This window comes from Luteimonas changyuni (assembly GCF_039548395.1).
Taxonomy (GTDB): domain Bacteria; phylum Pseudomonadota; class Gammaproteobacteria; order Xanthomonadales; family Xanthomonadaceae; genus Luteimonas.
This window is the reverse complement of sequence record NZ_JBCLUZ010000002.1, coordinates 1-15,756: the sequence shown is the minus strand read 5'-3', so window position 1 is coordinate 15,756 and position 15,756 is coordinate 1. Positions and strand designations below refer to the sequence as shown.

Below are 15,756 nucleotides of genomic sequence, written 5' to 3'. Positions count from 1 at the left end.
GCCGCCTTGGCAGGATCCACGGAGCCGCTCACCCGCGCCGCCGTCGCGCGGCAGGCGTGGCCGATCATCCTGGCCAACGCGGCGGTGCCGGCGGTCGGGCTGGTGGATACGGCGGTCATCGGCCACTACGGCAGCGCGACGGAGCTTGGGGCGCTTGCCCTGGGCGCGCTGCTGTTCAACTTCGTCTATTGGAGCTTCGGCTTCCTGCGCATGGGCACCACGGGCTTCGTGGCGCAGGCGGTGGGTGCCGGTGACGAGCCCGAGGTGCGGGCCACGCTGGCACGCGGCGTGCTGCTGTCGGTGGGGCTGGGCGTTGCGCTGATGCTGCTGCAGTGGCCGGTCACCGCGCTGTACTTCGGGCTGATGGACGGCAGCGACGCGGTCGAGTCGGTGGCCGGCGAATACTTCCGCGCGCGCATCTGGGGCGCACCGGCGGCGCTGGCCTTGTTCGCCTGCAGTGGCCTGCTGATCGGGCTCGGCCGCAGCCGCGAACTGCTGTTCGTGCAGCTGCTGCTCAACGGCCTCAACGCCGGGCTGGACGTCTGGTTTGCCGGCGCGCTGGGCATGGGTGCGCGGGGTATCGGGCTGGGCACGGCGATTGCCGAGTGCTTGACCTGCGTGGTGGCGATCATCGTGGTGCTGCGCGTGCTGCGTGCACGGCATCGGGATCACGCGCCGTTCCTGCAGTGGGCGCGGATCGCCGACATGGACCGCGTCCGCCAGGCGCTGGCGGCAAACGGCGACATCCTGGTGCGCACGCTGTGCCTGCTGCTGGCCTTCGGCTGGTTCGCAAACGCCGGGGCTCGCTTTGGCGACGTGACGCTTGCTGCGAACCACATCCTGCTGCAGCTGGTGTCGTTCAGCGCGTTCTTCCTGGACGGCTTCGCGTTCGTGGCCGAGGCGCAGGTGGGTGCCGCCTGGGGGGCGCGGGACAGGCGCAGGTTCCGCCGTGCCGTGCGCCTGACCAGCGAGCTGGCGGCGGGCACTGCGCTGGTGCTGGCCGCGCTGATCGCGCTGCTGGGTAGTGCTGCGGTGGCTGCGCTGACCACGCTGCCCGCCGTGCGCGAGGTCGCCGCCGCACACCTGCCGTGGAGCGCGCTGTACGTGCTGCTTTCGGTGGCCGCCTTCCAGCTTGATGGCGTGTTCATCGGTACTACGCGCACGCGGGCGATGCGTAATGCCAGCCTGGCCTCGTTGGCGGTGTTCCTGATCTGCGCTTGGCCGCTTGCGGCGTGGTTTGGCAACCATGGGCTGTGGGCGGCGTTCGTGGTGTTTGTGGTGGCGCGGGCGCTGGCGTTGCTGCCCTGCTATCGGCGGATGCCGCAAGCACTCGCCTGAATCCGGTTGCAGCGTGGCGCCGCCTGGCCTGCGGACAAGCAGCTCCAGACAGCTCCGGGACTCCTCCGGCTTGGGTCGAGCAGCCCCTTCTGTTAACCTGAACAGGTTCGGCCCGGCCTGCCCCCTCGTTTTTTCCACCCACTGCGGCAGGTGCGGCCCCCCACAACCAGGCGCGCGATCGAGTTTTCTCTCGCGCCGCGCTGCGCTTGTGATCTTCACTGATCGTTCGCGTATCCAGGATCGTTGCCGGTCCGCGCCTCCGCGCGTCTTTGGCGTGTCCGGACGCCGGGATGGTGCGCAGCACAATCTTTTTTCACGTCGTCCAATGGAGCCTCCATGCCAGATTCCGACCATCAACCACACCCGTTTCCCGAACAGCCGCTGCCTGTCTGGCGGCGCGCGGTGATCAAGGTTGGCAGCAGCCTGCTGACCGACGGCCGCGGCAACCTGGAGAGGCGCAATGCCTCCGCGCTGGCCTCGCTGATCGCCGGTTTCCGCGCCCAGGGTCGCGAGGTCGTGCTGGTGTCTTCGGGCGCCGTGGCCGCGGGGCGCGGGCTGATGGCGCGCCAGCGCGGCAGCCTGGTGCAGCGCCAGGCGCTGGCCTCGCTGGGGCAGACGCCGATGCTGGCGCTGTGGCAGGGGCTGATCGAGCATCCGGTGGCGCAGGTGCTGCTCAGCCACGACGACATGCGCAACCGGCGCCGCTACCTCAATGCGCGGGCAACGATGCAGGAGCTGCTGCGGATCGGTGCGGTGCCGATCATCAACGAGAACGACACCGTGTCGGTGGATGAGCTCAAGCTGGGCGACAACGACAACCTGGCCGCAGCGGTGGCCACCCTGGTCGATGCCGACATGCTGTTCATCGCCACCGATACCCACGGCCTCTACAGCGGCCATCCCACGCGTGATCCCGAGGCGCGGCCCTTGCCGCGGGTGGAGGCGATCACGCCGGACGTGATGGCGATGACCGCAGGTGGCGCCGGCGCGCTGGGTACCGGTGGCATGGCCACCAAGCTGGAGGCGGCCAGCAAGGCCGCCGCAGCGGGGATCGACACCGCGCTGCTATGCGGACACGACCGCCGCGCGCTTGCGGCGCTGGCCAACGACCGCCTGCACGGCACCCTGATCCCGGCGCACGGGCCACGCCTGTTGGCGCGCAAGCTTTGGCTCCGCCACCAGCCGGCCTGTGGTGGCCAGCTGCGGATCGACGATGGCGCCTGCAAGGCCCTGGCCGAGCGCGGCGCCTCGCTGCTGCCTGGCGGCGTCATCGGGGTGGAAGGCGACTTCAGCAACCACGCCCTGGTCAACCTGGTCAGCAGGCAGGGCCGCCGCATCGGCCGCGGCCTGGTCGAGTACCACGCCAGCGACCTGCAGCGCATCGCCGGCCGCCACAGCCAGGAGATCGAGGGGCTGCTCGGTTTCGACAACGGCAGCGCCGTCGTACGCCGCGACAACCTGGTCCTGATCGACCAGCCCGCGGCAACCACGCATTGAACAAGGAGACACCTGCCATGACCAGTTACATCCGCTCCCTTGCCGAGCGCGCCCGTGCGGCTTCGCACGCGATCGCCGCGCTGGATCCTTCCCGCCGTGCGGCGCTGCTGTCGAAGATGGCCGACGCGGTAGACGCCGGCCGCGCCGACGTCCTGGCCGCCAACGCGCGCGACATGCAGCGGGCGAACGAAGCCGGCACCACCGGCGCCATGCTGGACCGCCTGGCGCTTGACGACGGCCGCATCGACGGCATCGTGCAGGCGATCCGGGAGATCGTCGCGCTGCCCGATCCCGTCGGCCAGGTCACCCGCAGCGAGACCCATGCCAACGGCATGACCGTGGAGAAGGTGCGCATTCCGCTTGGGCTGATCGCGATGATCTACGAGGCCCGGCCCAACGTGACCGCCGACGCCGCCGCGCTGTGCCTGCGCGCCGGCAACGCGGTGCTGCTGCGGGGCGGCTCGGAGGCGCGCGAAAGCAATATCGCGATCGCCGGTTGCCTGCATTCCGCACTGCGCGAATTCGACCTGCCGATCGAGGCGGTGGCGCTGGTGGAGGACACCGCGCGCGAGCATGTACTCGAGCTTCTGCAGCTGACCGACCTGGTCGACCTGGCGATTCCGCGCGGCGGCGAACGCCTGATCCGCTTCGTGGCCGAGAACGCGCGGGTGCCGGTGATCAAGCACTACAAGGGCGTGTGCCATCTGTACGTGGATGCCGCCGCCGACCCGGCCGCCGCGACCCGCCTGGCGGTGGACGGCAAGCTGTCGCGCCCCGGCGTATGCAATGCGCTGGAGACGCTGCTGGTGCATGCCGACATTGCCGACACGTGGATCCCGGACGCGCTGGCCACGATGGTTCGGGGCGGCGCGGAGATCCGCGGCTGCGAGCGGACCCGCGCGCTGTTCGCGGATGCGAAGCCGGCCACCGAAGAAGACTACGACACCGAGTACTTGGCGCCGATCATCTCGGTGCGGGTGGTGGATTCGATCGACCACGCCATCGCCCACATCCAGCGCCACACCTCCGACCACACCGAGGTGATCTCCACCACCGACCAGGCCGCGGCCGACCGCTTCGTGCGTGCGATCCGCAGCTCGGCGGTGATGGTCAACGCCTCCTCGCGCTTCAACGATGGCGGCCAGCTCGGCCTGGGCGCGGAGATCGGCATCTCCACCACCCGCCTGCACGCCTACGGGCCGATGGGGCTGGAGTCACTGACCATCGAACGCTGGGTGGTCCGTGGCGAAGGCCAGGTGCGGCACCCGGAGTCAGCGCAGGCCTGAGCCTCGGCGCAACCGGCAGCCCGCAGGCACACCGCCGGCTCATTGCGCTCGATGGTTGGTGACCCGACCGCAGCGCCTAATCCAGCTGCGGCGGCCCTGCCGCAGGCAGCATGGCGGCGCAGCGCTCCAGCAGGGCGATGAGCTGGTCCTGTTCGGCGGGTGCGAGCGTGCGCAGTGCGCCTTCGATCGCGGCGCGCGCGGCGGCGCTGCCGCGCGTCACCAGCTCCACGGCCGCGGGCGTGGCCGCGAGCGCCTGCACCCGCTTGAGGCTCGGATGCGGGCTGCGGATCACCAGGCCATCGCGCTCCAGCCGCGCCAGGATCTGGTGCATGGTCTGCGGCGACACCCCGTTGCGCCGCGCCAGCTCGGCGTTCGACAGGCCTGGATGTTCGACCAGCGCCATCAGCGCCAGCGCCTGCGGCCGCGTCAGGTCCAGGCCTTCCTCGTGCAACCGCCGGTCGACCACGGCGCTCAGGCCGAGGTGCAGCCGCCGCGCCAGCACGCCGGTGCGGTAGGCGCGTGATTTCCTGAACGCCTGCAGGCTGGTGGTCTTGCGTTGGGCCATCCCGGTCTCCGTCGTCACCCACTTCCTATCAGTGTGCTGATACCTTGCCGGACTTTCCGGTACGAGTCCGTGACGATGCCCGTTTTTTCCCGACTGCCGGCCGCTTCCGGTGTCCTGGCGCTTGTCCTCGCCCTCGCTGGCTGCGGTAGCGATGCACCCCCCGAGGCCATGCCCAGCCTGACCGTGAGCCTGGCGACGCCGCAGCTGCGCGAGGTCACGCGCGAGGTGGTGGCCTCGGGCGCGGTGGCGGCGTGGGAGGAGGTCTCGGTGGGCGTGGAACTCTCCGGCCTGCGCGTGTCTTCGGTGGAAGTGGAGGTGGGCAGCGTGGTCGCGGCCGGCGACGTGCTGCTGCGCGTGGACGACCGCACGCTGGCCTCGCAGCTGGCGCAGTCCGACGCCCAGGTGCGCGAGGCGCAGACCAACCTGGAGACCGCCCGCCGCAAGGCCGCGCGCATCCGCGAGCTCGCCAATTCGCAGATGGTGTCCCTGCAGGACGCCGAAGAAGCCGAAGCTGCGCGTGCCAACGCCGAAGCGCGGCTCAACACCGCCGTCGCCAGCCGCGACGCCGCGCGCGTGCAGCGCGACTTCACCGTGGTGCGCGCGCCGGTTGCCGGCGTGGTGTCCGCGCGCAGCGTGCAGCCGGGGCAGGTGGTGGGTGCCGGCACGGAGCTGCTGCGGCTGATCCGCGACGGCCGCCTGGAGTGGCGTGCCGAACTTGCCGAGGGCGACCTGCTGCACGTGGACGCCGGTACGGCGGTGCGCGTGGAGGCGCCGGCCGGCGGCACGGTCGAAGGCACCGTGCGCACCGTCTCGCCCGGGCTGGATGCGCAGAGCCGCACCGGCACCGTGTACGTCGACCTGCCGGAGCCGGGCGCGCTGCGCGCCGGCATGTTCGCGCAGGGGCGGCTGGCGCTGGGCCGCGCGCAGGCGTTGCTGGTGCCGGGCGAATCGGTGGTGCGCCGCGACGGGCGCGCCTACGTCTTCACCGTCGACGACGAAGGCCGCGTGCGCGAGCGCGGCGTGGTGACCGGCGGCGCGCAGGGCGACCTGGTTGAGGTGAGCGACGGGCTGACGCAGGGCGTTCGCGTGGTGGCGCGCGGCGCGGGCTTCCTCGGCGATGGTGACCTGGTGCGCGTGGTCGAGAGTGCGGAGGCGGCCGATGCGGCGAACGCCGGGGCGGCTTCGGCATCCGCCGCAGGTACTGCGAGCACACCCGCCACAGTCGGCAATGCGGGCAACGGTGACGCGGCCGCGCCTGCCGCGGGCCGCGGCCTGGACGGCGCCGGTGAGGCCGTCGCCGAATGAACTTCTCCGCCTGGTCGATCAACCGCCCGCTGCCGGCGATCCTGGTCTTCATCCTTCTGAGCGCCGCGGGCCTGCTGGCCTTCAACAAGCTTGCCGTCTCGCAGTTCCCCGACCTCACCGTGCCCGTGGTCAACGTCACCGTGACGCTGCCGGGCGCGAGCCCCAGCACGCTGGAAACCCAGGTCACGCGCAAGGTCGAGGACGCGACCGCGAGCATTCCCGACCTGCGCAACATGGCCTCGGTCGTCAACGAGGGCGTGTCGACCACCATCCTCACCTTCGAGATCGAGAAGGACGGCACCCTGGCCAAGGACGAAGTGCGCGACGCGATCGACCGCGTGCGCATCGACCTGCCGGCCGACGTCGAGCCGCCGATCGTTTCGCTGGTCAACGTCACCGGCGGCGACATGCTGACCTATGCCGTCACCGCCGACGGCTGGAGCGACGAGGAGCTCAGCTGGTTCATCGACGACACCGTGGCCAAGCGCCTGTTCGCCGTGCCCGGAGTCGGCACGGTGCGGCGCATCGGGGGCGTCAACCGCGAGATCCGCGTTGATCTGCGGCCGGAAGCCGTGCAGGGCTTCGGCGCCAGCCCGGCGCTGATCAGCCAGCAGCTCGCGCGCATCCAGCAGGAGCAGCCCGGCGGCCGCACCACCGTGGGCGGCAGCGAGCAGGCCGTGCGCACGCTCGGCACCGTCGAGACCGCCGCCGACCTCGCCAACTTCCCCATCTCCATGCCCGACGGGCGCAGCGTGCGGCTGTCGACGCTGGCAACGGTGAGCGACGGCAACGCCACCGTCAGCCAGCGCACCACGCTCGACGGCCGTCCGGTGATCGGCTTCGCCGTGCAGCGCACCACCAACACCAGCGAGGTTGACGTCGGCAACGCCGTGCGCGACAGCGTGGCGAAGCTGCAGGCCGAGCAGCCGCGCGTGCGCATGGTGGAAGTGGCCTCCACGACGCAAGTGGCCGAGAACTCGTTCGAGTCCTCGATGCACATGCTCTACGAAGGTTCGGCACTCGCCGTGCTGGTGGTGTTCCTGTTCCTGCGCGATTTCCGGGCCACCTTCATCAGCGCCATCGCGCTGCCGCTGTCGATCATCCCGACCTTCGCCGTCATGTACTGGCTGGGCTTCAGCCTCAACATGATCACGCTGCTGGCGCTGGCCGTGGTGGTCGGCATCCTGGTGGACGATGCGATCGTCGAGGTCGAGAACATCGACCGCCACCTGCGCATGGGCAAGTCGCCGAAGCAGGCCGCCACCGAGGCCGCCGATGAAATCGGGCTGGCGGTGATCGCGACTTCGTGCACGCTGGCAGCGGTGTTCATTCCCGTGGCCTTCATGCCCGGCATCCCCGGCAAGTTCTTCCGCGAGTTCGGCTGGACCGCGGCCGCGGCGGTGATGTTCTCGCTGCTGGTGGCGCGCCTGATCACGCCGATGATGGCGGCCTACATGCTCAAGCCCCTGCCCGAACACAAGGGCGACTCGAAGCTGATGCAGTGGTACCTGCGCTTCGTCGACAGTTCGCTGAAGCACCGCAACCGCACGCTGTCGGTCGCGCTGGGCATCTTCATCGGCTCGCTGGCGCTGCTGCCGCTACTCAAGGTCACCTTCATCCCGCCCATCGACGGCATCCAGAGCAACGTGCTGATCGAGCTGCCGCCGGGCTCCGCGCTCGCCACCACCGAAGAAGTCGCCGAGACCGCGCGCCAGCGCATCGCCGACATCCCCGAGATCGAGCACGTGTTCGTGACCGCCGGCAGCACCTCCGGCGCCAACGGCCCGGCCGGCGATATGAGCAGCGCCGAGCTGCGCAAGGCCACGCTGACCATCCGCTGGACCGACGACCGCGACCTCACCCAGTACGAACTGGAAACGCAGGTGCGCGAGCGGCTTGCGGACCTGCCCGGCGTGCGCCTGAGCTTCCAGGGCGGCGAACCCGGCCGCGCCCTGCAGCTGGTGCTGGCCGGCGACGACCCGGTGAAGCTCGCCGCCGCCGCGCGCGACGTCGAGCGCGAGATCCGCCAGCTGCCGGGCCTCGGCACCGTGGGCTCATCGGCCTCGCTGGTGCGCCCGGAGGTGATCGTGCGTCCGGACCCCGCGCGCGCCGCGGACCTGGGCGTGTCCACCGCGGACATTGCCGCCGCCACCCGCGTCGCCACCCGCGGCGACTACGAGCAGTTCCTCGCCAAGCTCAACCTGCCCGAGCGCCAGGTGCCGATCCGCGTGCAGCTGGACGAGCGCGCGCTGTCGGATCCGGCGCTGCTTGGCCAACTGCGCGTGCCAACCGCAACGGGCGGCAGCGTGCCCTTGTCGTCCGTGGCCACGATCACCACCGCCAGCGGCCCCTCTCAGATCGACCGCTTCGACCGCCGCCGCAACGTCACCATCACCGTGGACCTGAACGGCATGGCCATGGGCGAAGTGGAGGGCCAGATCGACGCGCTGCCATCGATCAACGCACTGCCGCCCGGCGTCGAGCGCCAGGCCGCCGGCGACAGCGAGATCTTCGCCGAAATGTTCGGCGGCTTCGCCATGGCCATGGTGGCCGGCATCTTCTGCGTCTACGGCGTGCTGCTGCTGCTGTTCAACCATGCCAGCCAGCCGATCACCATCCTGGTCGCGGTGCCGCTGGCCGCCGGCGGCGCGTTCGGCGCGCTGCTGATCACCGGCCTGGATATCTCGCTGTCGGTGCTGATCGGCCTGATCCTGCTGATCGGCATCGCGGTGAAGAATTCGATCCTGCTGGTGGACTACGCGGTCATGGCCGAGGAAAAGGGCATGACCCGCCACGAGGCGCTGATGGACGCGTGCCACAAGCGTGCGCGGCCGGTGATCATGACCACGCTGGCGATGGGGGCGGGCATGATGCCGATCGCGCTGGGTCTGACGGCGGATTCAAGCTTCCGCATGCCGATGGCGGTGGCGGTGATCGGTGGGTTGATCACCTCGACGGTGTTGAGCCTGGTGGTGGTGCCGGCGGCGTACACGCTGGTCGATGATGTGGAGGAGCGGGTGCTCGGAAGGTTGCGGCGGAGGGCCGCAGACGCCAGTGAGGTTGCGGCGCCACCATGACTGGCATCACGATGGCGGCGGCCGGTGCAATGGAGTGGCAGGTGTCGACAGGCAAGGCTGGCAGGCTGGGTGGGGCATACCGTCGGCGATCCCGCGCCGCGCACGGACGGGCATTCGGTCTGGCGTTGGGTCTGGTCCTGCTGGTACCGGCCACCTCGGCACTCGCGCAGGATGCGGACGCACTCAGCTTCGATCAGGCGCGCGAGCGGATGGAACGGGTCTCCGACGCGCTGGCTGCCGCGGACGCCAACCTGCGCGCCCGGCAGGACCTGTCCGATGCGACCGCGCGCCTGCGGCTGCCGGAGATTTCGCTCGAAGCGCGCTACCTGGAGTTCCAGAAGACGCTGAGCTTGCCGCTGGGTTCGCTGGCGCCAGTGGGCGAGGCGTTCGGCATCGAAAGCCCGTTGCGGTTCCAGGAGCGCGACCGGCGATTGCGTCCGGTGTTGACCACGGTGCTGCCCCTGTACACGGGCGGGCAGATCCCGGCCGCGCAGGCGGCGGCCGCGGCCGCCCTGCGTGGGGCGGACGCGGAACGGGCGCAGCAGTCCCAGAAGCTCACGTCGCAACTGGTCCAGGCCTACTTCGGCCAGGGCCTGGCCGAGCAGGCGCTGAGCGTGCGCCGCGAGGTACGCGACGGCATGCGGCAGCACGTGGCCCATGCCGAATCGCTTGAACGCGAAGGCTTCGCCACGCGCGCGCAGGTGTTGCAGGCGGTCGTCGCGCGCGATGCCAGCGAGCGCGAGTACCAGAAGGCGCTCAACGACCGCGACGCCGCGGCCCAGACCCTGGCGCTGCTGCTGCGCAGCGATGGGCCGGTGACGCCGATCACGCCGCTGTTCGTGGTCGGCACATCGCCGGGCACGCTGGAGGCGTTCACCCGGGCCGCGCTTGAGCGGCACCCGCAGCTGGCGCAGCTGCGGGCGCTTGACGACCAGGCGGGCGCAGGCGTGCGTGTGCAGGAGGCGTCACTGAAACCGCAGGTGTACCTGTTCGGCCAGTACGACCTGTACCGCGAGGATGCGCTGCTGACCGACACCGATTGGGCCTTCGGCATTGGCCTGAAGTACACCTTCCTGTCCGGGCGGGATCGCCCGCGCCAGATCAGTGCTGCGCGCGCGCAGCAGGAGCAGGCGCAGGCCGCACTGCGCGAGGCGCAGAACCAGATCAGGATCGGCGTGGCACAGGCCTGGAATGCGCTGGAAACGGCACGCCAGCAGTTCCTGCTGCTCGACAGCAGCATCGAGCAGGCGCGTGAGAACCTGCGCCTGCAGGAACTGGCGTTCCGCGAGGGGCAGTCGACCTCGCTCGATGTCATGGACGCCAGGCTCGGCCTTGGCGCCGCACGGATCGAATACGCGCACGCCGCCTACGACTATTGCGTGGCATTGGCGCACCTGCTCGAGCTGGGTGGCCAGTCGGCGCGCTTTGGCGAGTACATCCGCAAGGCAGACCACAGGGTATTTCCCCATGAATGAACCCGCTCCGTCGCCGCCGCCGCCACCCGTGGCTGCGGATGCACCGTCCGGCCGCCGTCGCCTGCGCCTTGTCGCCCTGGGCGTGATTGCCGTGATCCTGGTCGGCGGCCTGTGGCTGGCGTTCCGCAGCCCGGCGGACCTGGTGCAGGGCATGGCCGATGCCGACAGCATCAACGTGTCGGCCAAGGTGACCGCGCGGGTGTCGGCGCTGCTGGTGGCCGAGGGGGAGCGGGTCGAGGCGGGGCAGGTACTGTTCGAGCTGGACAGCCCCGAGATCGCCGCGAAGAAGCGACAGGCCGAAGCCGCGCTCGCGGCCGCGCAGGCGCTGGCGGACAAGGCCGAGGAAGGCGCGCGCGTGGAGGACATCCGCGCAGCGGAGGCCAACTGGCGGCGCGCCCAGGCCGGACACGAACTGGCGCGTTCCACCTTCCAGCGCCTGGAGCGGCTGCATGCCGAGGGCGTGGTGACCCGGCAGCAGCGCGACGAGGCCCGTACGAAGGCGATCGATGCCGAGCAGCAGGCGCGCGCAGCGCAGGCGCTGTACGAACAGGCGCAGGCCGGCGCCCGCGAACAGGACAGGAGCGCCGCGCAGGCGCAGGTGCGGCAGGCCGAAGGCGCCGTGGCCGAAGTGCAGGCGGCCGAAAGCGAAGTGCGCGGCCGCGCGCCGACGGCCGGCGAGGTGTCCAAGCGCCTGGTCGAAACCGGCGAGCTGGTGGCGGCCGGCTATCCGGTCTTCACCCTGGTCGACCTCGACCACATGTGGGTGGCGTTCCACCTGCGCGAGGACCAGTTCGCGGGCCTGGAGGTGGGCCGCCGCCTGCGCGGTTCGATCCCGGCGCTGGAGCGCGAGGACGTCGAGTTCGAGGTCTACCACATCAGCCCGGCCGGCGATTTCGCGACCTGGCGCGCGACCCGGCAGTCGGCCGGCTACGACGTGAGGAGTTTCGAAGTGCGCGCGAGGCCGGTCGCGGAAGTCGCAGGCTTCCGGCCGGGCATGAGCGTGCTGTTCGCATGGCCGCAACGCTGACGCGGCCCACGGCACGCGAGGCGTTCGTCCGTTCGGCGTTGCGCGAGTGCGCACGGCTGCGCGCCGATCCCTGGGATCTGGCGTTGGCCACGTGGGTCCCGCTGCTGGCGCTGGCGCTGCTGGCCTGGATGTTCTCGGCCGGCGTGCCGCGCGAACTGCCGGTGGCGGTGGTCGATCATGACAACAGCGCGGCCAGCCGCGAACTGGTGCGCAGGCTCGATGCCGTGCCGGGCCTGCGGGTGGCCGCGCGGCCGGCGGACCTGACGCAGGCCTGGTCGGAGGTGCGCGCGCTCCGGGCGTTCGCGGTGGTGCACGTGCCTGCGGGTGCCGAGCGCCAGGTCCTGCGTGGCGGCAGCGCCGTTGTTTTCGCCTACTACAACGCCAGCCACCAGACGGCAGGGCAGGCGGTGCTGCGGGGGATCGGAGAGGCGGCGCAGGCGACCAGTGCGCATCTCGTACGCCGTGGGGTGGCGCGGGTCGGTGGGGCGCAAGCGGTCCGCCAGCCGCCGCTGCGGGTGCAGGCCACCGTGCTGGCCAACGCCGCGCGCAGCTACGAGCACTTCCTGCTCGGCCTGCTGTTCCCGGCACTGCTGCACCTCGCCGCCTGCCTGGCGATGGTGGGCGCGCTCGGGCGCGAACTGCGTGACGGCAGCGTGGGCACATGGCTGGCCGGGTGCGGCGATCGCCTGCTGCCGGCGGTGGCCGGCAAGCTGGCCCCGTACCTGCTGCTGTTCACCGCCTACGGCACGCTGTCGCTGGTCTGGCTGGCCGCGATCCGCGGCGGTGTGGCCGGCAGCGCGGTACTGCTGGTCGCCGCGCAGGCGGCGATGTACCTGGCCTACGGCGGCATCGCGCTGCTGCTGGTCGGGGCCACCCGCAACATGGGCACGTCGCTGTCGCTGACCGGACTGTACGCGGGCACGTCGCTGGCGTTCTCGGGCGCGACGTTCCCGGTGCAGGGAGCGCCGCTGTTCGCACAGGCCTGGAGCCAGCTGCTTCCCTTCACCGCCTACCTCAAGCTGCAGGCGCAGCAGCTCGACCTGGATGCGGCATGGACGGCCTCGCTGTCGTTGCTGGGGACGTTGCTGCTGTTCGTGCTGGTGGCCGGCGGCGCGGGCCTGCGCCTGTATGCGCGCGGAGCGCGCGATCCGGTCTCCTGGGGGCAGCGATGAACCAGGTCAGGGCCGCCTTCCTGGAGACGCTGCGCGCCGTGTTCTCGGACCGCTACGCGGTGGTGACGCTGATCGGCGCCGTGGTGCTGTATTCGTTCTTCTACCCGGTCGCCTACCGGCACCAGGTGGCTTCGCAGTATCCGGTGCTGGTGGTCGACCTCGACCATAGCGCCATGAGCCGCGCCCTGGTGCGCAAGGCGGGCGCGGTGCGCGCGGTGAGGATCGTCGGCGACGCGACCTCGCTGGAGGAGGCCCGGCCGAGGATCGCCCGCGGTGAAGCGCAGGGCCTGCTGGTGGTGCCCGCGGGGTTCGAACGCGGGATCCTGCGCGGCGGGCAGGGCGAGCTCGCGCTGTACGGCAGTGGTGCGTTCCTCGGTCGCGGCGGCGTGGTGCTGGAGGGCCTGGGCGAGGCCGCCGCCGCGTTCGCGCGCGAGGCCGCCGTGGTGCAGGCAAGTTTCGCCGGCGCACCCGGCGCAGCGCCGCTGCAGGTGGTGGCGCGGCCGCTGTTCAACACCCGCGAGGGTTACGGCAGCGCCGTGGTGCCGGGCGTGGCACAGCTGATCGTGCAGCAGACACTGCTGATCGGCATGCTGGTCATGGCCGGCACGCGTCGCGAACGCCTGGGTCGGCTGGCGTTCTCGCGCCGCGGCCTGCTCGGCATCGCCGCCGCGTTCGCGCTGATCGGCGTGTGCAGCATGCTGTACTACAACGGTCTGGTGATGTGGCTCCAGGACTATCCGCGTGGCGGTAATCCGCCCGGTACGCTGGTGGGCGGAGCGCTGTACGTGGCCGCGGTGGTGGCGTTCGCGCTGTTCGCGGGCAGTTTCTTCCGCACCCGCGAACGGCCCTTCCAGCTGATGCTCGTCACCGCGCTGCCACTCTTCTTCCTGTCCGGGCTCTCATGGCCGGCCGTGGCGATGCCACAGCCCCTGGCGTGGCTGGCGAGGCTTGTTCCCTCCACGCCCGGCATCAACCTGATGGTGAAGTTCAACCAGATGGGCGCAAGCTTCGCCGAGGCGCTTCCCGAGTTGTGCAACCTCGCTTTTTTGACACTGCTGTATGGCGCGCTGGCGGTATGGCGCTACGCCCCGGGGCGGGACGGCACCTGACGGGCCGGTCACGGAGCACGGGGCCGGGGCGGCTTCTGCGCGGGTATCGGAGATCGTCTGCGCGCTGGATGTGCTGGCCGACAATATCGATCCGGCCGAAAGCTGCAAGGCTTTCCGCGTCCGCATGCCGAGCGCCGATGCCCTGCGCCGCAACCGCGGCCTGAAGTGACTTCGGCGGGTGCGGTAACGAAAAGGCGACCCGGGCGACCGGGTCGCCTTTTTCATGCTGCGGACGACGCACCGGAGACGCCGCGTCATCCGCCGCGCGGCCACGCACCGGCGCTCAGTCGCCGGCGGTCTTCCGGGTGCCGGCGCCCGCGAACTCCGGAAACGCCTCCTCCAGCGAGCCTTCGTCCGGCAGCACGTAGAACACGCCGCCGCGCGCGAAGGTGGGGCTGACGACCTGCTCGTAGAACGCCGGAGACACGTTGATGCAGCCGTGGGTGACCCGGTTGTCATCCGGCGTTGCCGAGGCCAGGCGCTCGGGGCGCTTTTCCTCCGGCACGCCGGTCGCGGTCGGGTGGATCGAGACCGCGGACTCGTAGTCGACCCACAGCACGCGGCCGGCATCGATGGACGGACCGTAGCCGCCGACGAAGCGGCCCGCCGGGGTGGTGCGGTCGCGGCCGGGGATCTCGCGCAGGGCGAGGCCCGCGATGCCGGGGGCGGTGTGGTCGCCCACGGCGGAGCCGAACAGGCCGGGCGCGGCGCCGCGCAGGCGACCATCGCCGCCGAACACGAGGATCTGGGCGGCGGCCTTGTCCATGATCGCGAAGGGATAGCCCTGGCTGTCGCCGGAGGCGACGACCCAGCCGGCCAGTTCGATCACCGTGTCGGAGACGTCCTGGCCGCGGGGCAGTTCGTCCAGTGACGTCACCGGCGGGGTGCCGTCGTCGCGCGCGCTGGCGGTGGCGCCCACGCTGACCAGCGCCAGCGCCAGCGCAACCGCGCGCCGGCCCGGGTGGGGGAGGGAGTGGGGGAAAGTACGGATGGGAAGCTCCTCGGGGGCGGAACACCATCCAACGCGGGGATCCGCGCCGCGCAGGCGACGGATCCCCGCGCCGGTCGGTCAAGCGGAGTGCGTGCTCACCCGCGCGGCACGCGGCGCGGCGACGATTCCAGCTGCTGCACGCGGCCTTCGATCTGGTCGAGGCGCTGGTTGGCGCGCTGGGCGCCCTGATTGGCGGATTCGGCGCTCTGGGCCGCGCCCTGCACCTGGGTGTCGAGGCGGTCGAGGCGGGAGTCGCCGCGGCAATGTCTGACGCGAAGATCAGAACGCACCGATACGAACGTGCGAACACAGGCGCAACACTGAGCAGCCGTCCCCGCACCGGAGCGCTGCGTGCCGCGCCTCGCCACATCCCGGCGGCAAGCCGCGGGATGCGCGCCACTGCCGTCCGCCCACACCGGTTCGCGGTACGCGCGCCACGCGCCCGAGCGCACGCTGCTGTACGCGTTGGTAGAGGCGCACTACCCGGACTTCATTGTACGGATCGAAGCGGAGGGCCGCTCGCTGCCCGGATATGTCCGCGAGGCGTTCGATGCCTACCTGCGTTGCGGCGTGCTCGAGCACGGCTTCCTGCGGGTGGTGTGCGAGCACTGCCGTGCAGAGAGGCTGGTGGCCTTCTCCTGCAAGAAGCGCGGGTTCTGCCCGAGTTGCGGCGCGCGACGCATGGCCGAGAGTGCGCGGCACCTGGTCGAGGAGGTGTTCGGCCCGCGGCCTGTGCGGCAATGGGTGCTGAGCTTTCCGTACCCCTTGCGTTTCCTGTTCGCCAGCAAGCCAGAAGCCATTGGCCCGGTGCTGGGCATCGTGCAGCGCGTGATCGCCGGCTGGTTGGCCGATCAAGCCGGCATCGACCGCGCCAGCGCCCAGTGCGGTGCGGTGACCCTGATCCAGCGCTTCGG

At 71.0% G+C, this 15,756-nt stretch carries 13 protein-coding genes; 10 read left to right on the top strand and 3 right to left on the bottom strand.

Annotation, left to right across the window (positions count from 1 at the left end):
* Positions 1-6: 6 nt before the first annotated feature.
* From WCD84_RS01260 to WCD84_RS01250, 3 genes are all read left to right on the top strand, one after another.
* Positions 7-1,338: an MATE family efflux transporter gene (locus tag WCD84_RS01260; protein WP_343280155.1), complete on the top strand. Its 1,332-nt coding sequence runs from the start codon at positions 7-9 to the stop codon at positions 1,336-1,338.
* A 336-nt stretch (positions 1,339-1,674) separates the two neighbouring features.
* The gene (proB, locus tag WCD84_RS01255) at positions 1,675-2,835 is read left to right on the top strand and encodes a glutamate 5-kinase (protein WP_343280154.1); all 1,161 of its coding nucleotides are present in this window, start codon (positions 1,675-1,677) and stop codon (positions 2,833-2,835) included.
* A gap of 17 nt (positions 2,836-2,852) precedes the next feature.
* Positions 2,853-4,121 (top strand): glutamate-5-semialdehyde dehydrogenase, encoded by a 1,269-nt coding sequence (locus tag WCD84_RS01250; RefSeq protein WP_343280153.1) that lies wholly within the window; start codon positions 2,853-2,855, stop codon positions 4,119-4,121.
* Between the two features lie 76 nt (positions 4,122-4,197).
* Here the strand turns inward: WCD84_RS01250 and WCD84_RS01245 are convergent, their stop codons facing one another.
* A complete protein-coding gene (locus tag WCD84_RS01245; protein WP_343253637.1) occupies positions 4,198-4,686 on the bottom strand; it encodes a MarR family winged helix-turn-helix transcriptional regulator in 489 nt (162 codons plus the stop codon).
* Positions 4,687-4,854: 168 nt separating this feature from the next.
* Here WCD84_RS01245 and WCD84_RS01240 point away from each other — a divergent pair, with 168 nt between their 5' ends.
* From WCD84_RS01240 to WCD84_RS01215, 6 genes are read left to right on the top strand one after another with little or no spacing between them, the layout of a single operon-like run.
* Complete coding sequence (locus WCD84_RS01240; RefSeq protein WP_343280152.1) at positions 4,855-5,991, top strand: efflux RND transporter periplasmic adaptor subunit; 1,137 nt, start codon at positions 4,855-4,857, stop codon at positions 5,989-5,991.
* Positions 5,988-9,068, top strand: a complete 3,081-nt coding sequence (locus WCD84_RS01235) for an efflux RND transporter permease subunit (protein ID WP_343280151.1) — start codon at positions 5,988-5,990, stop codon at positions 9,066-9,068. Before WCD84_RS01240 ends, WCD84_RS01235 begins: the two co-directional genes overlap by 4 nt.
* Positions 9,069-9,097: 29 nt before the next feature.
* On the top strand, positions 9,098-10,543 hold the full coding sequence (locus WCD84_RS01230; protein ID WP_449280044.1) for a TolC family protein: 1,446 nt from the start codon (positions 9,098-9,100) through the stop codon (positions 10,541-10,543).
* Positions 10,536-11,570, top strand: coding sequence for an HlyD family secretion protein (locus tag WCD84_RS01225; protein WP_296278223.1), 1,035 nt, complete (start codon positions 10,536-10,538; stop codon positions 11,568-11,570). The genes WCD84_RS01230 and WCD84_RS01225 overlap by 8 nt, the downstream gene beginning before the upstream one ends.
* Positions 11,555-12,742, top strand: a complete 1,188-nt coding sequence (locus tag WCD84_RS01220) for an ABC transporter permease (protein WP_343280149.1) — start codon at positions 11,555-11,557, stop codon at positions 12,740-12,742. The genes WCD84_RS01225 and WCD84_RS01220 overlap by 16 nt, the downstream gene beginning before the upstream one ends.
* A complete protein-coding gene (locus tag WCD84_RS01215) occupies positions 12,739-13,851 on the top strand; it encodes an ABC transporter permease (protein WP_343280148.1) in 1,113 nt (370 codons plus the stop codon). Before WCD84_RS01220 ends, WCD84_RS01215 begins: the two co-directional genes overlap by 4 nt.
* 283 nt (positions 13,852-14,134) lie before the next feature.
* Here WCD84_RS01215 and WCD84_RS01210 read toward each other — a convergent pair whose 3' ends face one another.
* Positions 14,135-14,791: a hypothetical protein gene (locus tag WCD84_RS01210; protein ID WP_449280043.1), complete on the bottom strand. Its 657-nt coding sequence runs from the start codon at positions 14,789-14,791 to the stop codon at positions 14,135-14,137.
* Positions 14,792-14,937: 146 nt separating this feature from the next.
* Complete coding sequence (locus WCD84_RS01205; RefSeq protein WP_019186234.1) at positions 14,938-15,132, bottom strand: hypothetical protein; 195 nt, start codon at positions 15,130-15,132, stop codon at positions 14,938-14,940.
* 61 nt (positions 15,133-15,193) lie between these two features.
* Here WCD84_RS01205 and WCD84_RS01200 point away from each other — a divergent pair.
* A partial coding sequence (locus WCD84_RS01200; protein ID WP_449280038.1) for a transposase zinc-binding domain-containing protein occupies positions 15,194-15,756 on the top strand: 563 nt, incomplete at its 3' end.

What these genes read in the sequence shown, in the direction of transcription:
- proB (WP_343280154.1), top strand. Translation starts at nt 1,675, where the DNA reads ATGCCAGATTCCGACCATCAACCACACCCGTTTCCCGAACAGCCGCTG.
- WCD84_RS01220 (WP_343280149.1), top strand. Translation starts at nt 11,555, where the DNA reads ATGGCCGCAACGCTGACGCGGCCCACGGCACGCGAGGCGTTCGTCCGT.
- WCD84_RS01215 (WP_343280148.1), top strand. Translation starts at nt 12,739, where the DNA reads ATGAACCAGGTCAGGGCCGCCTTCCTGGAGACGCTGCGCGCCGTGTTC.
- WCD84_RS01235 (WP_343280151.1), top strand. Translation starts at nt 5,988, where the DNA reads ATGAACTTCTCCGCCTGGTCGATCAACCGCCCGCTGCCGGCGATCCTG.
- WCD84_RS01240 (WP_343280152.1), top strand. Translation starts at nt 4,855, where the DNA reads ATGCCCAGCCTGACCGTGAGCCTGGCGACGCCGCAGCTGCGCGAGGTC.
- WCD84_RS01230 (WP_449280044.1), top strand. Translation starts at nt 9,098, where the DNA reads ATGGAGTGGCAGGTGTCGACAGGCAAGGCTGGCAGGCTGGGTGGGGCA.
- WCD84_RS01245 (WP_343253637.1), bottom strand. Translation starts at nt 4,686, where the DNA reads ATGGCCCAACGCAAGACCACCAGCCTGCAGGCGTTCAGGAAATCACGC.
- WCD84_RS01225 (WP_296278223.1), top strand. Translation starts at nt 10,536, where the DNA reads ATGAATGAACCCGCTCCGTCGCCGCCGCCGCCACCCGTGGCTGCGGAT.
- WCD84_RS01250 (WP_343280153.1), top strand. Translation starts at nt 2,853, where the DNA reads ATGACCAGTTACATCCGCTCCCTTGCCGAGCGCGCCCGTGCGGCTTCG.